At 64.6% G+C, this 22,587-nt stretch carries 16 protein-coding genes and 1 pseudogene; 10 read left to right on the top strand and 7 right to left on the bottom strand.

Translation table 11 applies throughout. The features are described from left to right. Positions 1–20: 20 nt before the first annotated feature. The 3 genes from ACIPUD_RS05645 to lptF are packed head-to-tail and all read right to left on the bottom strand — an operon-like array spanning position 21 to position 4,773. A complete protein-coding gene (locus tag ACIPUD_RS05645) occupies positions 21–2,510 on the bottom strand; it encodes an LPS-assembly protein LptD (protein WP_026233733.1) in 2,490 nt (829 codons plus the stop codon). Continuing rightward, positions 2,510–3,607 carry an LPS export ABC transporter permease LptG gene (lptG, locus tag ACIPUD_RS05650; protein WP_018459094.1) on the bottom strand — a complete coding sequence of 366 codons (1,098 nt, stop codon included), beginning with the start codon at positions 3,605–3,607 and terminating at the stop codon, positions 2,510–2,512. Before lptG ends, ACIPUD_RS05645 begins: the two co-directional genes overlap by 1 nt. Continuing rightward, positions 3,604–4,773 (bottom strand): LPS export ABC transporter permease LptF, encoded by a 1,170-nt coding sequence (gene lptF / locus ACIPUD_RS05655; protein WP_018459093.1) that lies wholly within the window; start codon positions 4,771–4,773, stop codon positions 3,604–3,606. The genes lptG and lptF overlap by 4 nt, the downstream gene beginning before the upstream one ends. Before the next feature lie 340 nt (positions 4,774–5,113). Here lptF and ACIPUD_RS05660 point away from each other — a divergent pair, with 340 nt between their 5' ends. The 7 genes from ACIPUD_RS05660 (at position 5,114) to ACIPUD_RS05690 (ending at position 15,753) form a co-directional block, all read left to right on the top strand. Beyond that, positions 5,114–6,613 (top strand): leucyl aminopeptidase, encoded by a 1,500-nt coding sequence (locus ACIPUD_RS05660; RefSeq protein WP_204510996.1) that lies wholly within the window; start codon positions 5,114–5,116, stop codon positions 6,611–6,613. 6 nt (positions 6,614–6,619) lie between these two features. Further along, positions 6,620–7,072, top strand: coding sequence for a DNA polymerase III subunit chi (locus tag ACIPUD_RS05665; RefSeq protein ID WP_204510997.1), 453 nt, complete (start codon positions 6,620–6,622; stop codon positions 7,070–7,072). 166 nt (positions 7,073–7,238) lie between these two features. Continuing rightward, a complete protein-coding gene (locus ACIPUD_RS05670) occupies positions 7,239–7,730 on the top strand; it encodes a hypothetical protein (protein WP_446480238.1) in 492 nt (163 codons plus the stop codon). A gap of 440 nt (positions 7,731–8,170) precedes the next feature. Further along, positions 8,171–11,017: a beta strand repeat-containing protein gene (locus tag ACIPUD_RS05675; protein ID WP_446480239.1), complete on the top strand. Its 2,847-nt coding sequence runs from the start codon at positions 8,171–8,173 to the stop codon at positions 11,015–11,017. A 29-nt stretch (positions 11,018–11,046) separates the two neighbouring features. Beyond that, a complete protein-coding gene (locus ACIPUD_RS05680; protein WP_247368731.1) occupies positions 11,047–13,179 on the top strand; it encodes a type I secretion system permease/ATPase in 2,133 nt (710 codons plus the stop codon). After that, a complete protein-coding gene (locus ACIPUD_RS05685) occupies positions 13,166–14,620 on the top strand; it encodes an HlyD family type I secretion periplasmic adaptor subunit (protein ID WP_446480240.1) in 1,455 nt (484 codons plus the stop codon). Before ACIPUD_RS05680 ends, ACIPUD_RS05685 begins: the two co-directional genes overlap by 14 nt. A gap of 167 nt (positions 14,621–14,787) precedes the next feature. Continuing rightward, positions 14,788–15,753, top strand: a complete 966-nt coding sequence (locus ACIPUD_RS05690; protein WP_204511001.1) for a tripartite tricarboxylate transporter substrate-binding protein — start codon at positions 14,788–14,790, stop codon at positions 15,751–15,753. A gap of 159 nt (positions 15,754–15,912) precedes the next feature. On the opposite strand, the gene ACIPUD_RS05695 is transcribed toward ACIPUD_RS05690, so the two are convergent. The 3 genes from ACIPUD_RS05695 to ACIPUD_RS05705 form a co-directional block, all read right to left on the bottom strand. Beyond that, positions 15,913–17,775 (bottom strand): ABC-F family ATP-binding cassette domain-containing protein, encoded by a 1,863-nt coding sequence (locus ACIPUD_RS05695; RefSeq protein ID WP_018459084.1) that lies wholly within the window; start codon positions 17,773–17,775, stop codon positions 15,913–15,915. A 71-nt stretch (positions 17,776–17,846) separates the two neighbouring features. Beyond that, complete coding sequence (locus ACIPUD_RS05700) at positions 17,847–18,020, bottom strand: hypothetical protein (RefSeq protein ID WP_007609361.1); 174 nt, start codon at positions 18,018–18,020, stop codon at positions 17,847–17,849. Between the two features lie 215 nt (positions 18,021–18,235). Beyond that, on the bottom strand, positions 18,236–18,490 hold the full coding sequence (locus ACIPUD_RS05705) for a sulfur globule protein precursor (RefSeq protein ID WP_247368370.1): 255 nt from the start codon (positions 18,488–18,490) through the stop codon (positions 18,236–18,238). A gap of 335 nt (positions 18,491–18,825) precedes the next feature. On the opposite strand from ACIPUD_RS05705, the pseudogene ACIPUD_RS05710 reads away from it, so the two are divergent. From ACIPUD_RS05710 to ACIPUD_RS05720, 3 genes and pseudogenes are all read left to right on the top strand, one after another. Beyond that, positions 18,826–19,451, top strand: a pseudogene (locus ACIPUD_RS05710) (glutathione S-transferase family protein). Between the two features lie 255 nt (positions 19,452–19,706). Beyond that, positions 19,707–20,129: a nucleoside-diphosphate kinase gene (gene ndk / locus ACIPUD_RS05715; protein WP_018456271.1), complete on the top strand. Its 423-nt coding sequence runs from the start codon at positions 19,707–19,709 to the stop codon at positions 20,127–20,129. Between the two features lie 44 nt (positions 20,130–20,173). Next, positions 20,174–21,034: a TerC family protein gene (locus ACIPUD_RS05720; RefSeq protein ID WP_018456272.1), complete on the top strand. Its 861-nt coding sequence runs from the start codon at positions 20,174–20,176 to the stop codon at positions 21,032–21,034. 35 nt (positions 21,035–21,069) lie between these two features. Here the strand turns inward: ACIPUD_RS05720 and ppx are convergent, their stop codons facing one another. Continuing rightward, positions 21,070–22,572: an exopolyphosphatase gene (gene ppx / locus ACIPUD_RS05725; protein ID WP_085352941.1), complete on the bottom strand. Its 1,503-nt coding sequence runs from the start codon at positions 22,570–22,572 to the stop codon at positions 21,070–21,072. Between the last annotated feature and the right edge of the window lie 15 nt (positions 22,573–22,587).

Genomic DNA, 22,587 nt, shown 5'->3' on the forward strand with positions numbered 1-22,587 from the left:
GGCCGGCACCTTCAAACCGTTCACTGGAGTCCGCCGCCGGAACTGCTGGTGGTCGCTGTGTTCGCCAGCGTGCGCAGGCCGATCTGGAACATGATCGCGTGGTTCAGCACGGGCGGGGTCGAGCCTGCGGAATAGCTATACGCAGTTACATAGTTCAAGCCGAGCACAAAACAATCGTCGACGTAGCCGGCACCGAGCACATACTGGTTGATCTTGTTGGCCTCAAGGTCCCAGCGCGCCGAGCCCGTGACCACCCAATTGGCCGCGAGCTTGATCGAGCCTGACGTCAGGATGCCCTCGCGGCGGGTTAGATAGCCGAGTTCCGGCTGCGCCGCGTAATTGCCGTACAGCATGCTGACTGACCAGCGGTTGAAGTTGGCGCGGCCTTCCGCCTCGAAGCGCTGCACGTTCCAGGTCTGCTCGTCCATGCGCGAGCGAACGCTGAACGTATAGGTGCTGTTGGGCGAATAGGCGGCGCTCGCCACATAGTCGGAGCGCGGCCTTTGCAGGCCGGAATCCACGCCGGTATTGATGGAGTCCTGGACCGCGAAGGAGTTCATGCCGAACAGCTGGTAGGACTGGCCGAACAGCGTCTTGATGGCTCCGCCCCTGTCGAACTGCGTGGTGGACTGCACGCCGACATTGGCGCGGCCGCCGCCCTCGACACGGTCGTAGCCGGAGAACTTGTCGACGCTGAACAGGTTCGAGGCGTCGAACACCATGCTCTGCGCGTCCTCGTTGGGGAGCTTGCCGGCATAGGTCTCGTTCGGCCGGATGATGATCTGCGCGATCGGCTCGATGGTGGTCGAACCCCAGGGCTGAACGTTGATGAAGGGGTAGCGGTATTCGAGGCCCACGGTCGGCATCAGGCGGAGCGCCTGGGTATCGCCGACGGGCAAATAGTTCGACACGCCCGGCTGGTTGGAGACCGAGGAGTTGATCGCGTCGGCGCGGAGAATGGCGAACGGCGTCCAGATTTCACCGAACGGATCGGTGAAGGACTTGCGCCACTGCGCTTCCGCCGTCAGGCGGGTGTAGGTACCCGGGAAGCCGCGCAGCAGGCACTGCGACGGCGTACGCGCGAGCGGATCGGCCGACACCGTCGTGCACAGGCTGTTGGTGTTGGCGAGCGTCGTGATCGGATCGAACACCGCGGTGTCACGCGACAGGTTCACGAAATTGGTCTTGTAGCTGAACTCGCCGCCGAAGACTGGATAGTTCAGCACGTTCGAGTAGTCGATCACGGGGTAGACGACCGGCACCTGGTTCTGGTTGCCCGAGTAACTCAGCCAGTACATCGTGCGCGCGTCGAAGAAGCTGCGATTGCCGACACCGGTCAGGTAAAGCTGCGAGAGTGCATCCGTCGGCAGATACAGGAACGAGCCCAGCGGATCGCGATATTGCGACAACCGATAGTCCGAGAAGAAATAATAGTCGGACATCAGGACACCGTCCCAACCCCAGACCCATTTGTCGTTCAGCGCGAACTGACCCTTGGTGTCGACGGCGCCGCGGAACTGCTTGTCGCCGGGCTGGCCCGCGAGCGCGCTCCGATCGAGCTGGTCGATGCCGTAGACGCGGATCTGATAGGCGCCGTCCATCAGGCGCTGGCGGAATTCGGCCTGGAACAGCACGCCCTGCCTGGACGTGATGCGCGGGTTGAAGGTGGCGTCCATGTCGGGCGCGATCGCCCAGTAGAACGGAACCTCGACGCCGTAGCCGAACGGCGTATTCGACGTGAAGCCCGGCATCAGGAAGCCGGTCTTGCGCTTCACGGTCGGGTCGGGCGTCGAGAAATAGGGCATATAGGCGATCGGCACGCCGAAGAATTCGAGCTGCGCCGTCTCGAAATACAGCATCTTCTCCTGCTGGTCGTGGATGATGCGCGCACCCTTGACCTGCCAGAGCGGCGGCTTCTTCGGATCGTCCTTGCACGGCGCGCAGGCCGTGTAGACGCCGTTCTCGAACACCGTGTAGTTGCCGCTGGAGCGATCGGAGCGGCTCGCCGCCATGCGGGTCTGGTCGGCCGTATCAACGCGCAGCGAATCGACGAAGCCGTCACGGTAGTCGTCGGACAGGTCCAGGATCTCGGCATAGGTGATCTTGCCGTCGGCATCCGTCATACGGATGTTGCCTTCGGCATGGAGCCGCTTGGTCTTCTGGTCGTAGATGACCTTGTCGGCCTCGACGCTGGTGCCGTTGTAGAACAGCTGGACGTTACCGACCGCGGAGACGCGCGAATTGTTGTAGTCGTAATCGACCTCGGTCGCCTGAACCAGCATCTGGTTGTCGTTGACGGCCTTCGGCGGCTTCGCACGCGGCGGCAGCGGATTGTAGGTGAAGCTCTGGGCGGAGGCCGGCGTCACGGCGGCAACGTCCATCACGCCACCGAGCGATGCCACGGCGGCGACAGCAAGCAGGAATCTGCGAATGGACAAGCCACACCCGTTCGCGCGCACCAATGTGCGCCGCGTCAAACGAGACACGGGCCCTCGGTGGACGGCCGTCACTATCCGTCCTCCTGATACAGCAAGGCCAAAAAGCCGGTGAGGCCGCCCACCACCACGGGCAACCACGCCGCAGCGATCGGATGCATCAACTCAGCCTTGCTCAAATCTTCAGTCACTTTCGACAGAACGTAGAGCAGAAAGCCTGCGCCCACGCCACTCAAAACCATCTTCTGCACGCCGCCCATCCGGAAGAAGCGCAACGACACGGAGGCCGCGAGCATCACCATGGCTGCAAGCAAAAACGGCTGTGCCAGAAGCTTCTGATACTGGAGTCGGTATCCGGCTGTCGCGAAGCCCGAGCTTTCGGATGAGCGGATGTAGCTCGGTAGTTGCCAAAAGGACACAGTCTCGGGTGTGGAAAAGCTGTTGCGGACCTGGGCCTCGGTCAGCGTGGTCGGAATCTCCAGGCTGGCCTGATCGACCGGCGGCGAATCCAGCGAGAAGCGGCGGACGCCCTTGAACAGCCAACGGCCGGCCTCGAGCGTCGCCTCGCGCGCCTCGACCCGTTCCTTGAAGTGCTGCTCTGTGTCAAACCGGAACAGCGTGAGTCCGGTGAGCCGGATACCCTGCTGCTCGCTGCGCGCCGCATTGATGATCGTCTCGCCGTCGCTGGTCTTCTGGTTGAGCCAGAAGCCGGAGGCGTCCTGAATGCCGCCGCCGGGCGCCGAGCCGAACAGCTCGGCTTCCATGCGCTTGGACAGCTCGCGCAGATTGGCCGACATCGGATTGTAGGCGACGGTGGCGATCACGCCGATCAGGAGCGCGCTGCCGAGCGCCGGCGAGATGAATTGCCATGCGGAGACGCCGGCGGCGCGCGCGACGACGAGCTCGAGCCGGCGGGAGAGGGCGAGATAGCAGGTCATGGCGCCGATCAGCATGCAGAACGGCGTCAGCTTCTCCAAAAGCTGCGGCACGCGGAACAGCGAGGTCTCGGCCACCATGACTGCGGAGGCGGATGCGAGCCCTGAGGTCTTGCGCACCATCTCGATGTAATCGACCAGCACCAGCAGCAGGAAAATGCCGGCGAACACGCCGAGCGCCGCGACCACGAAACGGCCGGCGAAATAGCGCCCGAGTGTGTTGGTGAGCATGCTCATGCGGTGGCCGGCCGTCCGAACAGCCGCGCGATGCGCGCGTTCGACCTGTTGATGGCCTCCATGAGGCGCGGCGGCGGTTCGACCACAAGGCCGCCAATGATGATCGCCAGCCCGACGCCGATGGCACCAATGACCATGGCATATTGGACCAGCACCGCGCCCGGCGATTTCACCGCCATCACCGAGCAGGCGAAGCCGGCCATGCGCAGGCCGAACACGGCAAGGATCGAGGAGCCGATCGAGAAATTGCGGCTCTGGCGCGTGGTGCGAGGCGCACCCAGAAACGCAAAGGTCAGCACGGCAAAGGCGAAGGGATAGATCGGCGCCAGCAGGCTGTCATGCAGGGCCGAGCGGAACTGGCCGGGAATCTGCTTGTAGACGGGATCGTCCTCGGACGGCGAGAGCAACTCCCAGAGATAACGCTCGCGGATGCCGAGGGTGACGTCGCGGCCCTGGCCCGAGAACTTGGACATGTCGAAGCCGTAGCGGCCGAACGCCACCAGCGCGGGATCGCGCTTGCCGGCCTCGAAACGCTGGAGATTGCCAGTCTCCAGCACCAGGAACGATCCGGTCTCGTTCTTCACGACTTCGCCGTGCTCGGCGACGATCGAGACCCGCTCGTTCGGATCGCGGCGGTCGTCGATGAAGATGCCGGCGAGGATGCCGCCGGGCTGGCGTTCGCGAATCCGGATCGTCAGGTTCTTGTCGAGCTGGGCGAAGCGGCCGGGCTGCAGGATGTTGGTGAGCACGTCGGCGGTGATCTCGGCGTCCCACTGCTTGATCCGCCGCATGCCGTCGGGAGCGAGATAGGCCGCGATGAAGGCGACCAGCAGCGCCACCACGCAGGTGGCGTAGAAGAACGGATAGAACAGCCGGAATGGCGAGAAGCCGGCGGCATTCATCACGATGATCTCGGAATCGGTCGCGAGCTTGTTCAGCGTATGCGAGATCGCGATCATCAGCGCGATCGGCGAGATGATCAGGACCAGCGCGGGCACGACGAGGCTGGTGATCCCGAGGAAGGTCAGGATGGTCTGACCCTGGCTCGTCATCAGGTCGATGCCGCGCAACGCTTGCGTAATCCAGATCACGCCCGTGAGGCTGACCAGGACCAGCGCAAACGACGCGAGCGTCGTGCGGAAGATATACCTATCGATTGACCCCATGCGCTACCGCACGAATCCCACCAAGTCCCCAATGCCGGCCGGAATTCCGGCTGTCCAACCAATCCCCGCAAGGGGATCCCCAAGGTCGGCCAACCATCTCATCCGCCGGCTTACTCTCTCAGTACCATCCCTTTGATCCGTCAACAAAATGGCTGCCCCGTGGCACCCTCAATATATGGTTAATATTTCCCTCGTTGTGGCCCCTCGGCCACGGGGGGTGCTTGGCATCTGCCGGGCCGGTGGCCCATAGTGCGGGACGCTCAGTGAATCGCCGTTCAGCTCCGGCCCGTGGCCGGGACCGCCGATCGGTAAAAAGCGCAATGTTTTTGAGGAGTTACTCATGTCCGATGCCATTAAGGTCGGCTTCGTTCCATTGTCTGCCGCCGCCCGTGGCATCATGGTCGTGTTCTGCGACGACAGCCTGAAGCTCGGCCCGGCGACCGCCAAGGCGCTCGGCGGGGCCACCGAACTCGTGAAGCGGGCGGCCACCGCCGCCGCCTTCAAGGGCAAAAGCGGCGCGGCGCTCGACATCCTTGCGCCCGAAGGCGTGAAGGCCACCCGCCTGATCGTGATCGGCGCCGGCAAGGCGACCGGTCTGAAGGCGAACGACTTCCTCAAATTCGGCGGCGTGGCGGCGAGCAAGCTTCCGGCCGGGGCGGCGGCCATGACTATCATGGCGGAACTTCCAAACGGCGCCATGACCAGCGAGCAGGCGGTCGCGATCGCCTCGGGCCTGCGGCTGCGCACCTACAACTTCGACCGTTACAAGACCAGGAAGAAGGATGGCGAGGAGGGCGGCACGCGCGCCGACGTCTCGTTTGCGGTCGGCGACGTGGTCGCCGCGAAGAAGGCGTTTACATCGGCGGCTGCGATCGTGGACGGCGTGATCATTGCGCGCGACCTCGTCAACGAGCCGCCGAACGTGCTTTTTCCCGAGGAGTTCGCGCGCCGCGCAGGCCTGCTCCGCAAGCTCGGCGTCAAGATCGAGGTCCTCGACGTCAAGGCCATGGACAAGCTCGGCATGGGCGCTCTGCTCGGCGTCGGCCAGGGCTCGGCGCGGCCGAGCCGCACCGTGATCATGCGTTGGGACGGCGGCAAGAAAGGTGAGGCGCCGGTTGCCTTCGTCGGCAAGGGCGTCTGCTTCGACACCGGCGGCATTTCGATCAAGCCGGCCGGCAGCATGGAGGACATGAAGGGCGACATGGGAGGCGCTGCCTGCGTCGTCGGCCTGATGCATGCGCTCGCGGCCCGCAAGGCCAAGGTCAACGTCGTCGGCGCCATCGGCCTGGTCGAGAACATGCCGGACGGCAACGCGCAGCGCCCAGGCGACATCGTCACCTCGATGTCGGGCCAGACCATCGAGATCATCAACACCGACGCGGAAGGCCGCCTGGTGCTTGCCGATGTGCTCTGGTACGTCGCCAAGAAAACCAAGCCGAAATTCATGGTGGATCTGGCGACGTTGACCGGCGCCATCGTGGTCGCGCTCGGCACCGAGCATGCCGGCATGTTCTCCAACAATGACGAGCTTGCCGAGCGGCTGCTGGCGGCCGGCATCGAGAGCGGCGAGAAGGTCTGGCGCCTGCCGCTTGGCCCTGAATACGACAAGCTGATCGATTCCCAGTTCGCCGACATGAAGAACACCGGCGGCCGCCATGGCGGCTCGATCACCGCGGCGCAGTTCCTCCAGCGCTTCGTGGATGGCACGCCCTGGGCGCATCTCGACATCGCTGGGACCGCCATGGGCGCGCCGAAGACCGACATCAACCAGAGCTGGGGAAGCGGCTATGGCGTTCGCTTGCTCGACCGTCTGGTCGCAGATCACTACGAGCGCAAATGACCCGAGATGACTGAAGTCCTCTTCTACCATCTGCAAAACATGACGGTGGAGAACGTGTTGCCGCCGCTTCTCGAGAAATCGCTCGAGCGCGGCTGGCGCGTCGTTGTGCAGTCGAATTCGCCGGAGCGCGCCGATGCGCTCGACGCCCATTTGTGGACCTATCGCGACGATTCCTTCCTGCCGCACGCGACATGGCGGGTGAGCGACGCTGCCGATCAGCCGATCGTGCTGGCGGTCGAGGAGGACAATCCGAACGGTGCCAATGTCCGCTTCCTCGTCGACAACGCCGCGCTGCCGCAGGACGCGCAGGCCTATGAGCGCATGGTGCTGCTGTTCGACGGCGACGATCCGGACGCGCTTGCGTTCGCCCGCAGCGCCTGGACGGATTGCAAGGCGCGGGGATTTGATGTCACTTATTGGCAGGCTGACGAGCGGGGCCGGTGGCAGAAGCGGAATTAGCGGTCGCTCGCAATTAATGATAATTTGCACTTTTCGGGTGATGATGGCTTTTGTCACCTTCGTGCCGCAAAGTGATGTTGCTACAATTGCTTAGGGCCGATCCTTCACTCGGGGATTTTAGTTTATCGTGCGACATCAAAAGCTTCCCAGCTCGCTCATAATTGCGTTGGCGGCCGTAGCCCCGCTGGCTGCGGGCTGTTCGGGCGGGACCGATCTGTTGTCCAGGGATGCCCAGTGGTTCAACACGCCCAGCCGCCTGTTCATCAAAAGCATCTCGATTGAGTCGCCGCCGCTGACCCCCGACAAGCCGGTTGGGGCCGAGGATCTGGTCAGCGCCGACGGGGCTTGTGCCGGCATGGCGCCGCCGCCCGGGCCGGCTGATGCGAATGCGTCGACGACCGCGCCGGCTCCCATGGGCGGCACCGTCGCGCTCGGCCACACCGAATGCGATGTGGTGCGCGGCATCGGCGCGCCCTCGAGCGTCAACCTCTCCGGTGATGCCGCCGGCAGGCGCGTTGCGGTCGTGACCTGGACGACCGGTCCGCGCGCTGGCATCTATACCTTCACGGCCGGTCGCCTGTCCTCGATCGAGGGCACGCCGGAGGCGCCGGTCATGCCGAAGGCGACCAAGCCGAAGCCGAAGAAGAAGTCGGCGTAACACGGGTCGACCTTTTGGCCTGAAGCTGGTTGCGGCTGTCGATGCGATCAGCCGCGCACTCCTATCCCCATCATCAAGCGGCTTTGCATTCCTTGATCGCGGTGGCCGAGGCGTGAACCGTGATCTCTCCCGTTCGCGCTCGCCGGCGATCTTGTTCGCGAGTTTCGACATCGCGGATGCCAACCTTCGCCCAAAGTGCCTTCATTGCCTCGAGCTGCGTTCTTCCGCGCGCGTTGAAAATCACGGGGGCGTTACGCGTGATCCGTGATCAGGCGGTTCGTGATGAGCAAGCCTTCGCATCCGCTGTCGGAAACTGCCCCGAAGCAAAACTGGAGGAAATCTCCAGAATAATCACGCGCGTCTCAAGCAACGGTTCAAGAATGTCATGTGCGCGAATGCTACGCGTCGAAGGGAGGGGCTAGGTCGGAAGGATCATTTGGATGTCCATTACCTCTGTGTTTTCCCCGGTTACGGGGCAACTCATCATTTTCGGCGACAGCGCGAATAACGGCCTCGTGATAAGTCGCGACAAGTCCGGCCGCATCCTGGTTGATAACGGGCACGTGAAAACGGTTGGTGGCGAACCCACGGTCGACAACACCACCGCGATCGACATCTTCGGTCAAGGCGGTGACGACACGATCACCGTCGACGAATGCCACGGACCGATGCCGGCGGTGCACATCTTCGGCGGCGACGGCAATGACAGGATCACGGGCGGCTCGGGAGCCGACCTCCTGTTTGGTCAGGCCGGCAACGATTTGATCAAGGGCGGCGGCGGCAACGATCTGCTGTTCGGCGGAGCGGGTAACGACGTCCTGGACGGCGGCAGCGGCGACAACCAGCTGTTCGGCGAGGCCGGCGACGACGTCATGATCTGGAATCCCGGCGGCGGCACCAACCTGTTCGAAGGTGGTGAGGGCAACGATACGGCTCAGGTCAACGGAAACAACGCCGCCGAGACGTTCACAATCACGGCGAACGGCACCCGCGTGCGGCTCGACGGGACGGGCGCGGCGCCGTTTTCGCTCGACATCGGCACGACTGAAAATCTCGTCTTGCACAGCGGCGGCGGCGACGATGTCATCACCGCGGGCAATGGGCTCGGCAGCCTGATCTCGCTGACGCTCGATGGCGGCGCCGGCAACGACCGGATCATCGGCGGCGACGGCAACGACCTCATCATCGGCGGCAGCGGCGACGACATCGTCAATGGCGGACGCGGCAACGACGTCGCCCAGCTCGGGAGTGGCGACGACACTTTCATCTGGAATCCCGGTGACGGCAGCGACACGGTCGAGGGCGGCTCGGGCAGCGACAAGCTGCTTTTCAATGGCGCTAACATCAACGAGACCATCAACATCTCGGCCAATGGCGGCCGGGTGCGCTTCACCCGCGATGTCGCCAACATCACGATGGATCTCAACAGCGTCGAGCAGATCGAATTCGATGCGCGTGGCGGCGCCGACAACATCACCGTCGGCGACCTCACCCGGACCGGCGTCAAGCAGGTGCTGGTTGATCTCGGAGCCGTTCCGGGAGGGACGCAAGGCGACGGCGCTGCTGATACGGTGACCGTCAACGGCAGCAACGGCAATCAGCACATCGAGGTCACAGCCGCGGGCACAACGGTCACGGTCACGGGGCTGCCGGAGGTCGTGACGATCGCAAATGCAGAGGCCGGCAACGACCGGCTGGTCGTGCAGGCGCTCGGCGGCAACGACGTGATCGATGCATCCACGCTCGGCGCGGCGATCGGGCTGACCATCGACGGCGGTGCGGGCAACGACACCATCACCGGCAGCCAGGGAGCCGACACCCTGATCGGCGGCGACGGCAACGACAAGGTCATCGGCGGCCGCGGCAATGACGTCGCGCTTCTCGGCGCAGGCGACGACATCTTCACGTGGAATCCCGGTGACGGCAGCGACACTGTCGAAGGCGGCACGGGAACCGATACGCTGGTGTTCAACGGCGCCAATGTGGCCGAGACCATGTCGATCTCGGCGAACGGAAGCCGTGCGCTACTCACCCGTGACGTCGGTGCTATCGTCATGGACCTCGCCGGCGTCGAGCACGTGCAGATCGCGGCGGCAGGCGGCGCCGACAACATCACCGTCAACGATCTGACCGGGACAGGAATCACGCAGGTTGCCATCGACCTCAGTGCCGGCCCCGGCAGCCAGAGCGGCGATGCCGCGGCGGACCGCGTGACCGCGAACGGCACGACCGGTGACGACAACATATCGGTCGTGACCGCCGGCGGATCGATCGTGGTCAACGGCCTCGCTGCGCAGGTGACGATTGCGCATGCGGACGCCGGTGATGTGCTCGGCATCAACGGCGGCCAAGGCAATGATGTCATCGATGTGTCTTCCATCAAGGCGGGACAGTTGTTCAGCCTCAACATCAATGGCGGCGACGGCAACGACACCATCACAGGCAGTGCCGGCAATGACATTGTGAACGGCGGACGCGGCAACGATTTCGCCAATCTCGGTGCGGGCGACGACACCTTCGTCTGGAACCCCGGCGACGGCAGCGATACCGTCGAAGGCGGGAAGGGCACCGACACTCTGGCATTCAACGGCGCCAATATCAGCGAGAACATCAACATCTCGGCCAATGGCGGCCGGGTGCTGTTCACGCGAGATGTTGCCGCCATTGCGGTGGACCTGAACGGGGTCGAACATGTCGACTTCAATGCTCTCGGCGGTGCCGACAACATTACGGTCGGTGACCTCTCCGGCACCGGCGTCAGCCAGGTCGACCTCGATCTCGGCGCCAATGACGGCGCCGCGGATACCGTGACCATCAACGCAACCGGCGGCAACGACGTCATCACGGTGACCGAGCACGACGGCATCATCACGGTGTCGGGGCTTGGCCAGGACATCAACATTACCGATGCCGGCGCGGGCGACAGGATCGTCATCAACGGTCTCGATGGCGACGACGTCATCACGGCCTCCGGTCTGCACGGCGGCATCCAGCTCGTTGCCAATGGCGGCAACGGCGACGACGTGCTGATCGGCAGCCCCGGCAACGACACGCTGGCAGGTGGTGCCGGTGATGACGTGCTGATCGGCGGCGGGGGCCTCGACGTCCTCGACGGCGGCACCGGCAACAACGTCGTCATCCAGGGCGGTGCGTTCGCGGCCGCGATGCTGCTCAACCAGGCCATGGCGGCCAGCTTCGTCCCGGCAGGTGAGGGGAACGGCGAGATGCCGCTGCCCGATCCGCACGCGATGCAGAACCAGGTGCTCGCACCGCCGCAGCACGCCTGAAGCCGACTGCATCGGCCCGGAGAACGCTCATGACGACGAACGCGGTCTCCACCGATACGGGGCTCGATGCATTGCTGACACTGCTGCATCTGCAAGGTGTTGCGGCCGATCGCGAGCAGCTCAGGCACCGGCTGGGCGCGGCAAGCTTCGGCGCAGCGGATATCGTCCGCTGCGCCAGGTCTCTCGGACTTAAAGCGCGAACCTATCGAACGCAGTGGAGCCGTCTGTCGGACACCCCGCTGCCTGCGATCGCAATGCTGCGGGACGGCGGCTTCATGGTCATCGCAAAGGCCTCCGCCGATAAGGTGCTGGTGCAGTCCCCGGAGGCGCCGCGTCCGGTACTGATGGATCGCGACGAGCTGTGCGCGATCTGGGACGGCGGCTTGATCCTGATGGTTCGGCGCGCCGGCCTGTCCGACCTCGGGCGGCACTTCGATATCACCTGGTTCATCGGCGCGATCGGCAAATACCGGCGGCTGCTGGGCGAGGTGCTGGCGGCTTCGTTCTTCCTCCAGCTTTTTGCGCTGGTCTCGCCGTTGTTCTTCCAGGTCGTGATCGACAAGGTGCTGGTGCACCGCTCGCTGTCCACGCTCGACGTCCTCGTCATTGGCCTCGTCGTCGTCTCCCTGTTCGACACCGTGCTCGGGATCCTGCGCAATTACCTGTTTGCGCACACCACCAACCGCATTGACGTCGAGCTCGGGGCACGCCTGTTCCACCACCTGCTGGCGCTGCCGATGGCGTGGTTTCAGGCCAGGCGCGTCGGAGATTCCGTGGCCCGGGTCCGTGAGCTCGAGAACATCCGCAATTTCATCACCAGCTCGTCGCTGACGCTTCTCATCGACCTGGTCTTCACCTCGGTGTTCTTGGCGGTGATGTTCGCCTATTCGGCGCAGATGAGCTTCATCGTGCTGGCATCGTTCCCGTTCTACATCGCGATCTCGGCCGTGGCGACGCCGCTGTTTCGCCGCAGGCTGGACGAGAAATTCCGCCGCGGCGCCGAGAACCAGGCCTTCCTGGTCGAGAGCGTCAGCGGCATCGAAACGCTGAAGGCGATGGCGGTCGAGCCGCAGATGCAGCGCCGCTGGGAAGAGCAGCTCGCAGGCTATGTCTCCGCGAGCTTCGGTGTCACCAGCCTCGGCAACACGGCTAGCCAGCTGGTGCAGCTCGTCAGCAAGGTCGTCACCGCCGCCATTCTCTATGTCGGCGCCAGACTGGTGATCGGTGACGCATTGACCGTCGGCGAGCTCGTTGCCTTCAACATCTTCGCAGGGCGGGTGTCGGCCCCGGTGCTGCGGCTCGCGCAGGTCTGGCAGGATTTTCATCAGGCGCGACTGTCGATCGCCCGGCTCGGCGACATCCTCAACAGCGCGGCGGAGCCTGCTTACTCCGCGGCCCGCGCGGGGCTGCCGCCGATCCGGGGCAACATCCGCTTCGAGCACGTCTCTTTCCGCTACCGGCCCGATGGGCCGGAGATCCTGCACGATGTCTCATTCGACATTCCAGCCGGACAAACCGTCGGCATCGTCGGATCGTCCGGTTCGGGCAAAAGCACCTTCGCCAAGCTGGTGCAGCGTCTCTATGTACCGCAAGGCGGCCGCGTGCTGGTCGACGGAATGGATCTGATGACGACCGACCCGGCCGGACTCCGTCGGCAGATCGGAATCGTGCTCCAGGACAACATGCTGTTCAACCGGTCGGTGCGCGACAACATCGCGCTGGCCGATCCAAGCCTGCCGATGGATCGCATCATCGATGCGGCGAAGCTGGCGGGCGCGCATGATTTCATTCTGGAGCTCCCCGAGGGCTACGATACGGTGGTCGGCGAGCGCGGCTCGACGCTCTCGGGCGGGCAGCGCCAGCGCATCGCGATTGCCCGCGCACTGGTGGGCAATCCCCGGATCCTGATCTTCGACGAAGCCACCAGCGCGCTCGACTATGAAAGCGAGCGGATCATCCATGACAACATGAAGGAGATCGCGAAAGGCCGCACCGTCCTGATCATCGCGCACCGTCTGTCCACCGTCCGCGGCGCCGATCGCATCTTCACCCTGGAACGCGGCCGTCTGGTCGAGGACGGCACGCATGATGCGCTGATCAAGACCGGCGGCCGCTATGCCGCCCTGCATCGTCTCCAGGGAGGCATTTATGAGGTCGGCTAACACTGTGCCGGCCGCTCGTCCGGAGCAGACCGTGATCCCGTTCCGGAATGGAAAGGGCCGGCGCGCCGAGGAAGTCGCCTTCCTGCCGGCGGCGCTGGAAATCACGGAAACACCGCCATCGCCGATCGGCCGCGCCATCGCCCTGGCCCTCATGCTGCTTGTCTGCGCGGCGCTGGCCTGGTCGGCTTGGGGCACGATCGACATCGTGGCCTCCGCAACCGGCAAGGTCGTGTCGAGCGGGCGAAGCAAGGTGGTCCAGCCGTTCGAGACCGGCGTGGTGCGCGCCATTCACGTGCAGGACGGGCAATCGGTCAAGGCGGGCGACCTGCTGATCGAGCTCGATCCGACGGTGAACGCCGCAGAGCGCGATCGTCTGCATGACGATCTCATGGCCGAGCGGCTCAACGTCGCGCGCCTCCGCGCCGCATTGGCGGGCGGCGAAGGGGTATCCGCTGATCTCGTCGTACCAGAGGATGCCGATCCCATGCTGGTTGCGACGCAACGGCAGCTCCTCGCCAATCAGGTCAGCGAGAACAGGGCCAAGCTCGCGGCGCTGGCACGTCAGGAAGCGCAGAAGGAGGCCGAACATCAGACGATTGCGGCGACGATTCACAAGCTTGATGCGTTGCTGCCGATCACCCAGCAGCGTGTCGAGATCCGCAAGACGCTGATGGAGAAGGAGATCGGCTCGAAGCTGACCTACTATGAGACCCTCCAGCTCCAGATCGAGCAGCAGGAGGAGCTTCGCGTCCAGAGCAGCCGCTTGAAGGAGGCCGAGGCGGCCGTCGCCGCGATCCGGGAGACCCGCATCCAGGCCCTGGCCGAGTACAGGAAGAGTCTCTCCGACGAGCTGGCTAAGAGCGAACAGAAAGCCAATGGCGTCGCACGCGATCTGATCAAGGCGCAGCAGAGGACGAGGCTTCAGCAACTGACGTCGCCGGTCGACGGCGTCGTGCAGCAGCTTGCGGTCCACACCGTGGGCGGCGTGGTCACGCCCGCGCAGTCGCTGCTGGTAATCGTGCCGACCGATACGCGGCTCGAGATCGAGGCGATGATCTCCAATCGCGATATCGGATTTGTCGAGGCCGGGCAGGGTGCTGCCATCAAAATCGACACTTTCAATTTCACCCGCTACGGGCTTCTCGCAGGCCAGGTCGTGAGCGTCTCGCAGGACGCCATCATCCGCGACCGGCCGCAGGAGCGCGGGAGCGACCGTCCGCTCGCGACACAACGCGACAGCAGCGAGCCCAGCGGGCAGGAGTTGAGCTACAGCGCCCGCATCTCGCTAGATCGCACCCAGATGCAGGTGGACGACCGCCTCGTCAGCCTGTCGCCGGGAATGGCGGTGACCGTCGAGATCAGGACCGGTTCGCGCACCATCCTGAGCTACCTGCTATCGCCGCTGCAGCGCTACCGGCACGAGATCATGCGCGAGCGCTAGTTCCCGCATGATGCCGACGAAGCTTCGCGAGACGCGCTGAGAACCAATCGGGCTTTTCGGCAGCTACACCATGCCGCGGGCGCGCCACTCCTGATGAAGTCATTTTGGTGTGGCCCCGCAGCCCGGAATGCGTACATAGGAGCAAGCAAAAAAATTTGGAGGAAAGCATGCGGCTCATTGCCCTCGTATCGGCTCTGGTCCTGCCGTTTGGCGCGGCGCTCGCCCAGGACTATCCGATCAGGCCCGTCACCATGCTGGTGCCGTTCGCCGCCGGCGGACCTACGGACACGATTGCTCGCCTGACCGCGGCCGGCATGGCGAAATCGCTTGGCCAACAGGTCGTCGTCGAGAACGCGCCCGGCGCCGGTGGTACCATCGCCACGACCCGCGCCTCGCGAGCCCAGCCCGACGGATACACGCTGCTGATCCATCATGTCGGCCTCTCGACGGCCGCCACACTGTACCGCAACCTCAGCTATGACACGAAGACGGCCTTTGCGCCGATCGGGCTTGTGACCAATGCGCCGATGACCATCATCGCGCGTCCGGATTTTCCGGCCGACACGCTGAAGGAATTGATCGCCTACGCCCAACAGCAGGGCGACAAGCTGACCTATGCCAATGCCGGACTCGGCGCGGCGTCGCATCTCTGCGGCATGCTGTTCATGACAGCGATCCAGAAGCAGCTCACCGCGGTGCCCTACAAGGGCAACGGCCCCATCATGAACGACCTTCTCGGCCGGCAGATCGATCTTACCTGCGACCAGGCGACGAATACCACCGGCCCGATCATGTCGAAGCAGGTCAAGGCCTATGCGATCACCACCAAGGAGCGGCTGAAGAGCCTGCCCGATCTGCCGACCGCCGACGAGGCCGGCCTCAAAGGGTTCGAACTTGGTGTCTGGCACGGCATCTATGCCCCCAAGGGAACACCACCGGCGGTCGTTCAGAAGCTGACCGCGGCGCTCCAGTCCGCCCTTAGGGATTCCACGCTGATCGCCCGGTTCAACGACATCAACACGGAGCCGGTCCCGCAGGAGAAGGCGACGCCGGAGGCGCTGGCCGCGATGCTCGCGAGCGAAGTCGACCGTTGGGCTCCGATGATCAAGGCAGCGGGCCAATTCGCGGACTGAGCCATTCCTGCTCAATTCGTGCCGACATCGCTGCGTGAGCGGGCTAAGTCACCACGGTAAAAAACAGTCCATTCAACAGCCAATCACCGGGTAGCAAAATACCGGTACTGTGCATGGGGTTGTTTTTGCGATTTTAATGTCGGGCCGGTCGCGGAGGCGTCAGCCCGCCGCCTCGTCGAACTGCGTGCTCGCCTCGAGCCACTGCTCCTCGGCGCGCGCCAGCGCGTCGGCCGCATTGGCGCGCGCTTTCGACAGTTGCGCGGCCTGCTTGGGATCGCGGGTGAAGATGTCGGGCAGGGCCAGCGCAGTGTCGATCTTGCTGATGATCGCGCTGACGCGGGCGATCTCGGTCTCAGCTTCCGCGATACGTTTCTTCAGCGAGCCGCGATTGTCCGATCTCGGACGCTGCGGCTTCTCGCTCGGCGCGTTGCGCTCGCGCGGGGCGGGCTCGCCATTGCGCGCGGACAGCACCAGGCGGCGATATTCGTCGAGGTCGCCGTCGTAATTAGTCACGGTGCGGTCGGCGACGATCCAGAGTTGATCGGCGCAGGACTCGATCAGATAGCGATCATGCGAAACCATGATGACGGCGCCGGGGAATTCGTTGATGGCTTCCGCAAGCGCGGCGCGGCTGTCGATGTCGAGATGGTTGGTCGGCTCGTCCAGGATGATCATGTTGGGGCCGAAGAAGGTCGCCAGTCCCAGCAGGAGCCGCGCCTTCTCGCCGCCCGACAATTTTCCGACCTTGGTATCGGCCGCCTTGCCGGAAAAGCCGATCGCACCGGCGCGGGCGCGTACTTTGGCTTCCGGCGCCTCGCCCATCAGCTTGCGGACGTGGTCGTAGGTCGAGGCATCCTCGTTCAATTCGTCGAGCTGGTGCTGGGCGAAATAGGCAATCGAGAGCTTGTCGGCGCGGGTCACCTTGCCCGAGAACGGCGCGAGGCGGCCGGCGAGCAGCTTCACGAGAGTCGACTTGCCGTTGCCATTTGAGCCGAGCAGCGCGATGCGGTCGTCATTATCGACGCGCAAGGTGACGCGGTTCAGCACGGGCGTGGTCGGATCGTAGCCGACCACGACGTTGTCGGCGGCGATGATCGGCGGCGACAGGATTTTCTCGGGCGCGGGAAAGCTGATCTCGCGTACGTCCTGGGTGACCAGCGCCGTGATCGGCTTCAGCCGCTCCAGCATTTTCACACGGGACTGCGCCTGGCGGGCTTTCGAGGCCTTGGCCTTGAAACGGTCGACGAAGGCTTGCAGGCGGGCGCGTTCGGCTTCCTGGCGCTTGACCGCTTTGGCATCGAGCATCTCGCGCATGGCGCGCTGCTCCTCGAAGGAGGAGTAGGTGCCCTTGTAAAGGGTGAGCTTGCTGCGATCCAGATGCAGGATCTGGTCGACCGAGCTTTCCAGCAGGTCGCGATCATGGCTGATCACGATCACGGTGCGCGGATAATGCGCGAGGTGATCCTCGAGCCACAGCGTGCCTTCGAGGTCGAGATAGTTGGTGGGCTCGTCGAGCAACAACAGGTCGGGAGCCGCAAACAGCGTTGCGGCGAGCGCAACGCGCATGCGCCAGCCGCCGGAGAATTCGGCGCAGGGGCGGAGCTGGTCGGCGGCGGAGAAGCCGAGACCGGAAAGGATGGCTGCGGCACGGCTCGGCGCCGAATGCGCGTCGATGTCGACCAGCCGGGTCTGGATCTCGGCGATCTGGTGCGGGTCGGTCGCGCTCTCGGCCTCGGTGAGCAGTGCGTCGCGTTCGAGGTCGGCCTTGAGCACGACCGAGATCAGGCTCTCGGGGCCGTTCGGCGCTTCCTGCGCCAGGCTGCCGACGCGCCAGCGGGGCGGCAGGCTCACCGTGCCGTGCTCGGCGGCGAGCTCGCCGCGGATCACCTTGAACAGGGTCGATTTGCCGGTGCCGTTGCGACCGACCATGCCCACGCGGGATCCGGGCGTGATCTGCACGGAACTCTGGTCAATCAGAAGGCGTCCGGCGAGGCGGATGGAGAGGTCGGTGATGGAGAGCATGCGGCCTTGTCACCGCACCCGCGATCAAACGCAACCCGTTTTTCTGTGTTTGCAAGCCGGTGTTTGTCAACTCAGTGCGAATCGCGCTCGCGCTGCTTCAGCTCATTGAGGAGTTGCTCGAGGTGCGTCGGCAGCCTGGCTTCGGGCCGCAGGCTCTGCTGGAGCCGTTCGCCCACCGCATCGCGGATCGAGCGGCTGGTGCGCCGGTCGATTTGCTCGCTATCGTCGGCGAAAAGGCTAACCATCAGAGTTCCGTGTTCTCAAAGAAGCGACACGGTACCAAGTCCTTGGCCCCCAAATGGTTTCGCCACTCGCGGCGATTGCGCGGCATTCTAGCAAAAATTGTGTGAAGCCGCGCAATATCCTCTCCGAATACAAAGCCCCGGCGCTGGGGGACGCCGGGGCTTCGCCTGGAAGGTACCTTGGGGGCTCAGGTATCTTTGGAAAGGTGCTGTCGGGCTCAGTAGCAGCGGTTGATCATCCGCCAGCGGGGTCCCCAGGGAGTCGGGACCAGCCGGCGCACATAGCAGCCGCCATAGCCGTAGGAGACGGGAGCATAGAAGCGCGGTCCACCCCAGCCGTGGCCGTTGTGCCAGCCACCGCCGCCGTGCCAGCCGCCGCCGCCACCATGCCAGTGCGCGGAGGCGGAGGTCGGCGCCAGCGCGGCACCAAGCGCAACCGCGGCGACGGCGGCGAGGGAAAGTTTCCTCAACATGGTGATCTCCTCAAATCTGTTGGCGCGGGGCTATCGCGTCGATGGAAAGGCCGCCGAAACGGTCTGCCTCTGAAAGAGGCTTTGGTTTCGATGGACCCGAGGTTATCCGAGCGAGGCTGAACCAAACCCTGACGAGGCCTTCAGAATGGGTTCATCTGGGTGAAATCATTGTAATCCACGTTGGACTTCCAACCCTGAAAGGGGGACCCACCACGCGTCCGCAATGGATGGGAAGGAGACCACGCTGAAGCTAAGCTTCGCGTCTGCCTTGAGTGCTACGGTCATATAGAGTCTGCCATGGTCGATCCTCAGTCACACCAGGAAGGGGCCTTCGCGTGATCACCGTTTGGGGCGGACAGACCTCGCGATCGATCCGGGTCGTATGGGTGCTGAAGGAGATGGGCCTTCCCTACCGCGTGCGGCAGGTGGACATGCTGGCCGCCAAGCAGGACCCCGAGTTCCTGGCGGTCAACCCCGCTGACTACATCCCGGCGATCCAGGACGGCGACGTCGTCATGGTCGAGTCGATCGCGATCATGGAGTACCTGATGGCCCGCTACGGGCGACGCCGCTGGCGCCCGCGCCGCAGGATCCCACGTTCCCCGCCTACCAGCAATTTCTGCATCTGGGCGAAGCCGGTCTCGCGACCCTGATGATGCCCGTCGTCGTCAGCCGCTTCATCGCGCCCGACGCCGAACGGGAGAACTGGGGCGCGACCTGGTGCCTGCAGTCGTTCCAGAAGCGGCTAAAGCTTGTCAGCCAACGGCTTGCCGACTCGTCCTACCTTGCCGGCGAGGCTTTCACAGCAGCCGACATCTCGGTGACCTACGCCCTGAACCTGGGCCAACGGAACTGCGGGATCACCCTCGGCGACGCCGAACAGGCCTATCTCGCCCGCACCACCGGCCGCGACGCCTACAAGCGTGCCATGGAGCGTTCGCACGAAGGGGTGAACACCTGATTCCCGTTTCGTCCGCGAATCGAGACACGAGAGGTCAGCACTCAACGTCATGGGGTCGAAAGCGGCCCTAAGCCCGACGCCGACCTTCGGACGCCCAGATCGCCGCCATCTACAAGTATCGGTTCAGGTGAACACTCGCCCTCGGCCTGCGGCGAAGCGCCCGCGAGCCCGTTTGGGCGGTCGCTTGCCGTATCGCGAAGGCGCCGATATAAGCCCGGCAACTCCGAACCACTGTTTCTCTTCAAGGACAACATCATGGCCATCGAACGCACCTTCTCGATCATCAAGCCCGACGCCACCGCGCGCAATCTCACCGGTGCGGTTAACGCCGTGATCGAGAAGGCGGGCCTGCGCATCGTCGCGCAGAAGCGTATCCGCATGACCAAGGAACAGGCCGAGACCTTCTATGCGGTCCACAAGGCGCGCCCCTTCTTCGGTGAGCTCGTGGAGTTCATGACGTCGGGCCCCGTGGTCGTCCAGGTGCTGGAAGGCGAGGGTGCCGTCGCCAAGTATCGCGACGTGATGGGCGCGACCGATCCGTCCAAGGCGGCTGACGGCACCATCCGCAAGCTCTACGCAAAGTCGATCGGCGAGAACTCCGCGCACGGCTCGGATGCGCCGGAGACCGCCGCGATCGAGATCGCGCAGTTCTTCTCGGGCAACGAGATCGTCGGCTGATCCGTCAGCCGATAAGGTAACGAGACGCGGCGAAAGGACGTAGTGTGAACTGGCTCTGGCAGATCTTCGATCCCGCTACGATCGGGGCATTCTTCACCCAGTTCCGCGTTGAGATGGCCGAACCGACCTTTTGGGTCGCGGTCGGCAAGATCATCTGGATCAACATCCTCTTGTCCGGCGACAATGCGCTGGTGATCGCGCTTGCCTGTCGCGGCCTCAAGCCGCGGCATCGGCTGTGGGGCATGATCCTCGGTGCGGGCGCCGCGGTGCTGCTGCGGATCATCTTCACGGGCATCGTCGCGAGCCTGATGGAGTTGCCGTACCTCAAGCTGGTGGGCGGCCTCGCGCTGATCGTGATTGCGGCCAAGCTGCTGGTGCCGGAGCAAGAGGACGAGGACGGCGTCGAGTCGGCGTCGCATCTGTGGCAGGCCGTGCAGATCGTCGTCGTTGCCGACATCGTCATGAGCCTGGACAACGTCATTGCGGTGGCCGCGGCCGCCAATGGCAGCGTGCCCTTGCTGGTGCTCGGTCTTGCCATCAGCGTGCCCTTGATCGTCGCCGGCGCGGCGCTGATCATGGCGCTGCTCGCAAAGCTGCCGGTTCTGGTGTGGGCCGGCGCGGCGCTGCTCGGCTGGATCGCGGGCGAAGTGATCGCGACCGATCCCGGCATCGCGCCGAGGCTGCATGCGCTGTTCGACGGTCCGTTCGGCGCTTCGCTCGACAACATGCTCGGCGCCTTGCGCATCCCGCCGCAATTCGCCCATGGCGGCGGAGGCGGCGACTATCTCTGCGCAGCTCTCGGCGTCGTTGTCGTGCTGGTCGTCGGCTCCATCTGGCGCCGCCGCAGCATGAGCGCGGCCGCGCTCGAGTCCTCCGAACGCCACGTCAAGGCCTCGGCGGAGTAGATCTATCTTTTGAGCATGATCTCTTGGGAAAAGCGCTAGCGTCGGACGATCGAGCCGGCGCGGTTGATCAGGCGGGCGAGCGCGCGGAAGCGGCTGCCGACTCGATCCGCGACGAGATCGCCGAGGCGGTGCTCGAACACCAGCAACAGCTTGCGGCCCATGCTGCGGAAATGCGTCGCGGGCAAGACGCCCGGACGCGCCGCCGAGATCAGATGTGCGACGCGGAAGGCCGCGCCCAGCAGGCGGGCGCGTTCGAGCTGCGCCGGCGTCAGCAGCTCCTGCATGGCGACCGGCGGCTGGTTCTCCTCGCTGAGGCCCGCATAGCGATAGAACACGGACAACCCGACGAAGGCGCGCTCGGTGTGGGTGATCGCGCCGAAATTACCGTTGACGACGAGGCTCAGCGTCTGCTCGCCGCGATGGTCGGGATGCACGCGCCACCCGATGTCGGACAGCAGGCACGCGGCGTGGCGCAGGCGGCGGTCTTCTTCGGTCTCGCGCAGCTTCACCACGCGCGCGAGGCGGTCGGTCCAGGCGATCAGCTCGCGGGCGTGCTTTGCCGAACGCGACAGCAGCTGGTTCAGCTCCTCGGCCGCGCAGATCAGTCCGTCCTTGTTGCGCTCGGACTCCGGCAGCTTCTCGTGCAGCAGGCCCTCGCGCACGCCGAAGGTCGAGAACACGATGGTCTTCGGCTTCGCCACCCGGATGATGTGCTCGAGCACCAGCGCCGCATAGGTGAGGAGCGGACGCCGGGCATCGGCGACGATCTCGATGTCGGCGAGCATGCCGGCGGCCGCAAGCCGGCGGAGACGACGCGAGAAATCGAGCGCCTCGGCCGCCGAAATCGAATAGCCGTGCATCACCTGCAGCGGATAGCCGCTCTGGATGATGTGGATGCGCGCAAGCGCGCGCCAGGTGCCGCCGACCGCGTAGAAGCTGCGGCTGCTCCCCGCCTTGAGCTGCGGCACCCCATCGAGCGCTTCGCGCACGATGCGGTCGGCGCGTTTCAGGGATTTATGCGCGAGGTCCTGCAGCGCGAGGCCGCCGAGCGGCAGCGTCACGCCGCTGCGCACGGTGTTTTTGCGCACGTCGATCAGTTCGAGCGAGCCGCCGCCGAGGTCGCCGACGATGCCGTCAGGATGATGGATGCCGGAGATCACGCCAAGCGCCGACAGCCGCGCCTCGCGCGGGCCCGACAGGATCTCGATCTTCACCGCGCAGATGCGCTCGGCTTTCGCGATGAAGTCGGCGCCGTTGGAGGCATCGCGGCAGGCGGCGGTCGCAATCGCAAACACCCGCCCGACCTGCATGACCCGGCACAGCGCACGGAAGCGCTTGAGCGAGGTCAGCGCCTTGTCGACGGCGTCGGGCGCAAGCAGTCCCGTGCTCTGCACTTCGCGCCCGAGGCCGCACAGCGTCTTCTCGTTGAAGATGGGAATGAGGCTCCGCGTCAGTCCCTCGTAGACGACGAGACGGACCGAGTTGGAGCCGATGTCGATGACCGCGACGCTCGAGCCGCGCTTGCGCGGCCGCTTCACGTCGACGATCCCGGA

This window comes from Bradyrhizobium sp. CAR08 (assembly GCF_052871955.1).

Coding starts and splice junctions, on each gene's coding strand:
- lptG (WP_018459094.1), bottom strand. CDS start 3,607: ATGAGCATGCTCACCAACACACTCGGGCGCTATTTCGCCGGCCGTTTC.
- lptF (WP_018459093.1), bottom strand. CDS start 4,773: ATGGGGTCAATCGATAGGTATATCTTCCGCACGACGCTCGCGTCGTTT.
- ACIPUD_RS05660 (WP_204510996.1), top strand. CDS start 5,114: ATGTCCGATGCCATTAAGGTCGGCTTCGTTCCATTGTCTGCCGCCGCC.
- ACIPUD_RS05665 (WP_204510997.1), top strand. CDS start 6,620: ATGACTGAAGTCCTCTTCTACCATCTGCAAAACATGACGGTGGAGAAC.
- ACIPUD_RS05675 (WP_446480239.1), top strand. CDS start 8,171: ATGTCCATTACCTCTGTGTTTTCCCCGGTTACGGGGCAACTCATCATT.
- ACIPUD_RS05680 (WP_247368731.1), top strand. CDS start 11,047: ATGACGACGAACGCGGTCTCCACCGATACGGGGCTCGATGCATTGCTG.
- ACIPUD_RS05685 (WP_446480240.1), top strand. CDS start 13,166: ATGAGGTCGGCTAACACTGTGCCGGCCGCTCGTCCGGAGCAGACCGTG.
- ACIPUD_RS05690 (WP_204511001.1), top strand. CDS start 14,788: ATGCGGCTCATTGCCCTCGTATCGGCTCTGGTCCTGCCGTTTGGCGCG.
- ACIPUD_RS05695 (WP_018459084.1), bottom strand. CDS start 17,775: ATGCTCTCCATCACCGACCTCTCCATCCGCCTCGCCGGACGCCTTCTG.
- ACIPUD_RS05700 (WP_007609361.1), bottom strand. CDS start 18,020: ATGGTTAGCCTTTTCGCCGACGATAGCGAGCAAATCGACCGGCGCACC.
- ACIPUD_RS05705 (WP_247368370.1), bottom strand. CDS start 18,490: ATGTTGAGGAAACTTTCCCTCGCCGCCGTCGCCGCGGTTGCGCTTGGT.
- ndk (WP_018456271.1), top strand. CDS start 19,707: ATGGCCATCGAACGCACCTTCTCGATCATCAAGCCCGACGCCACCGCG.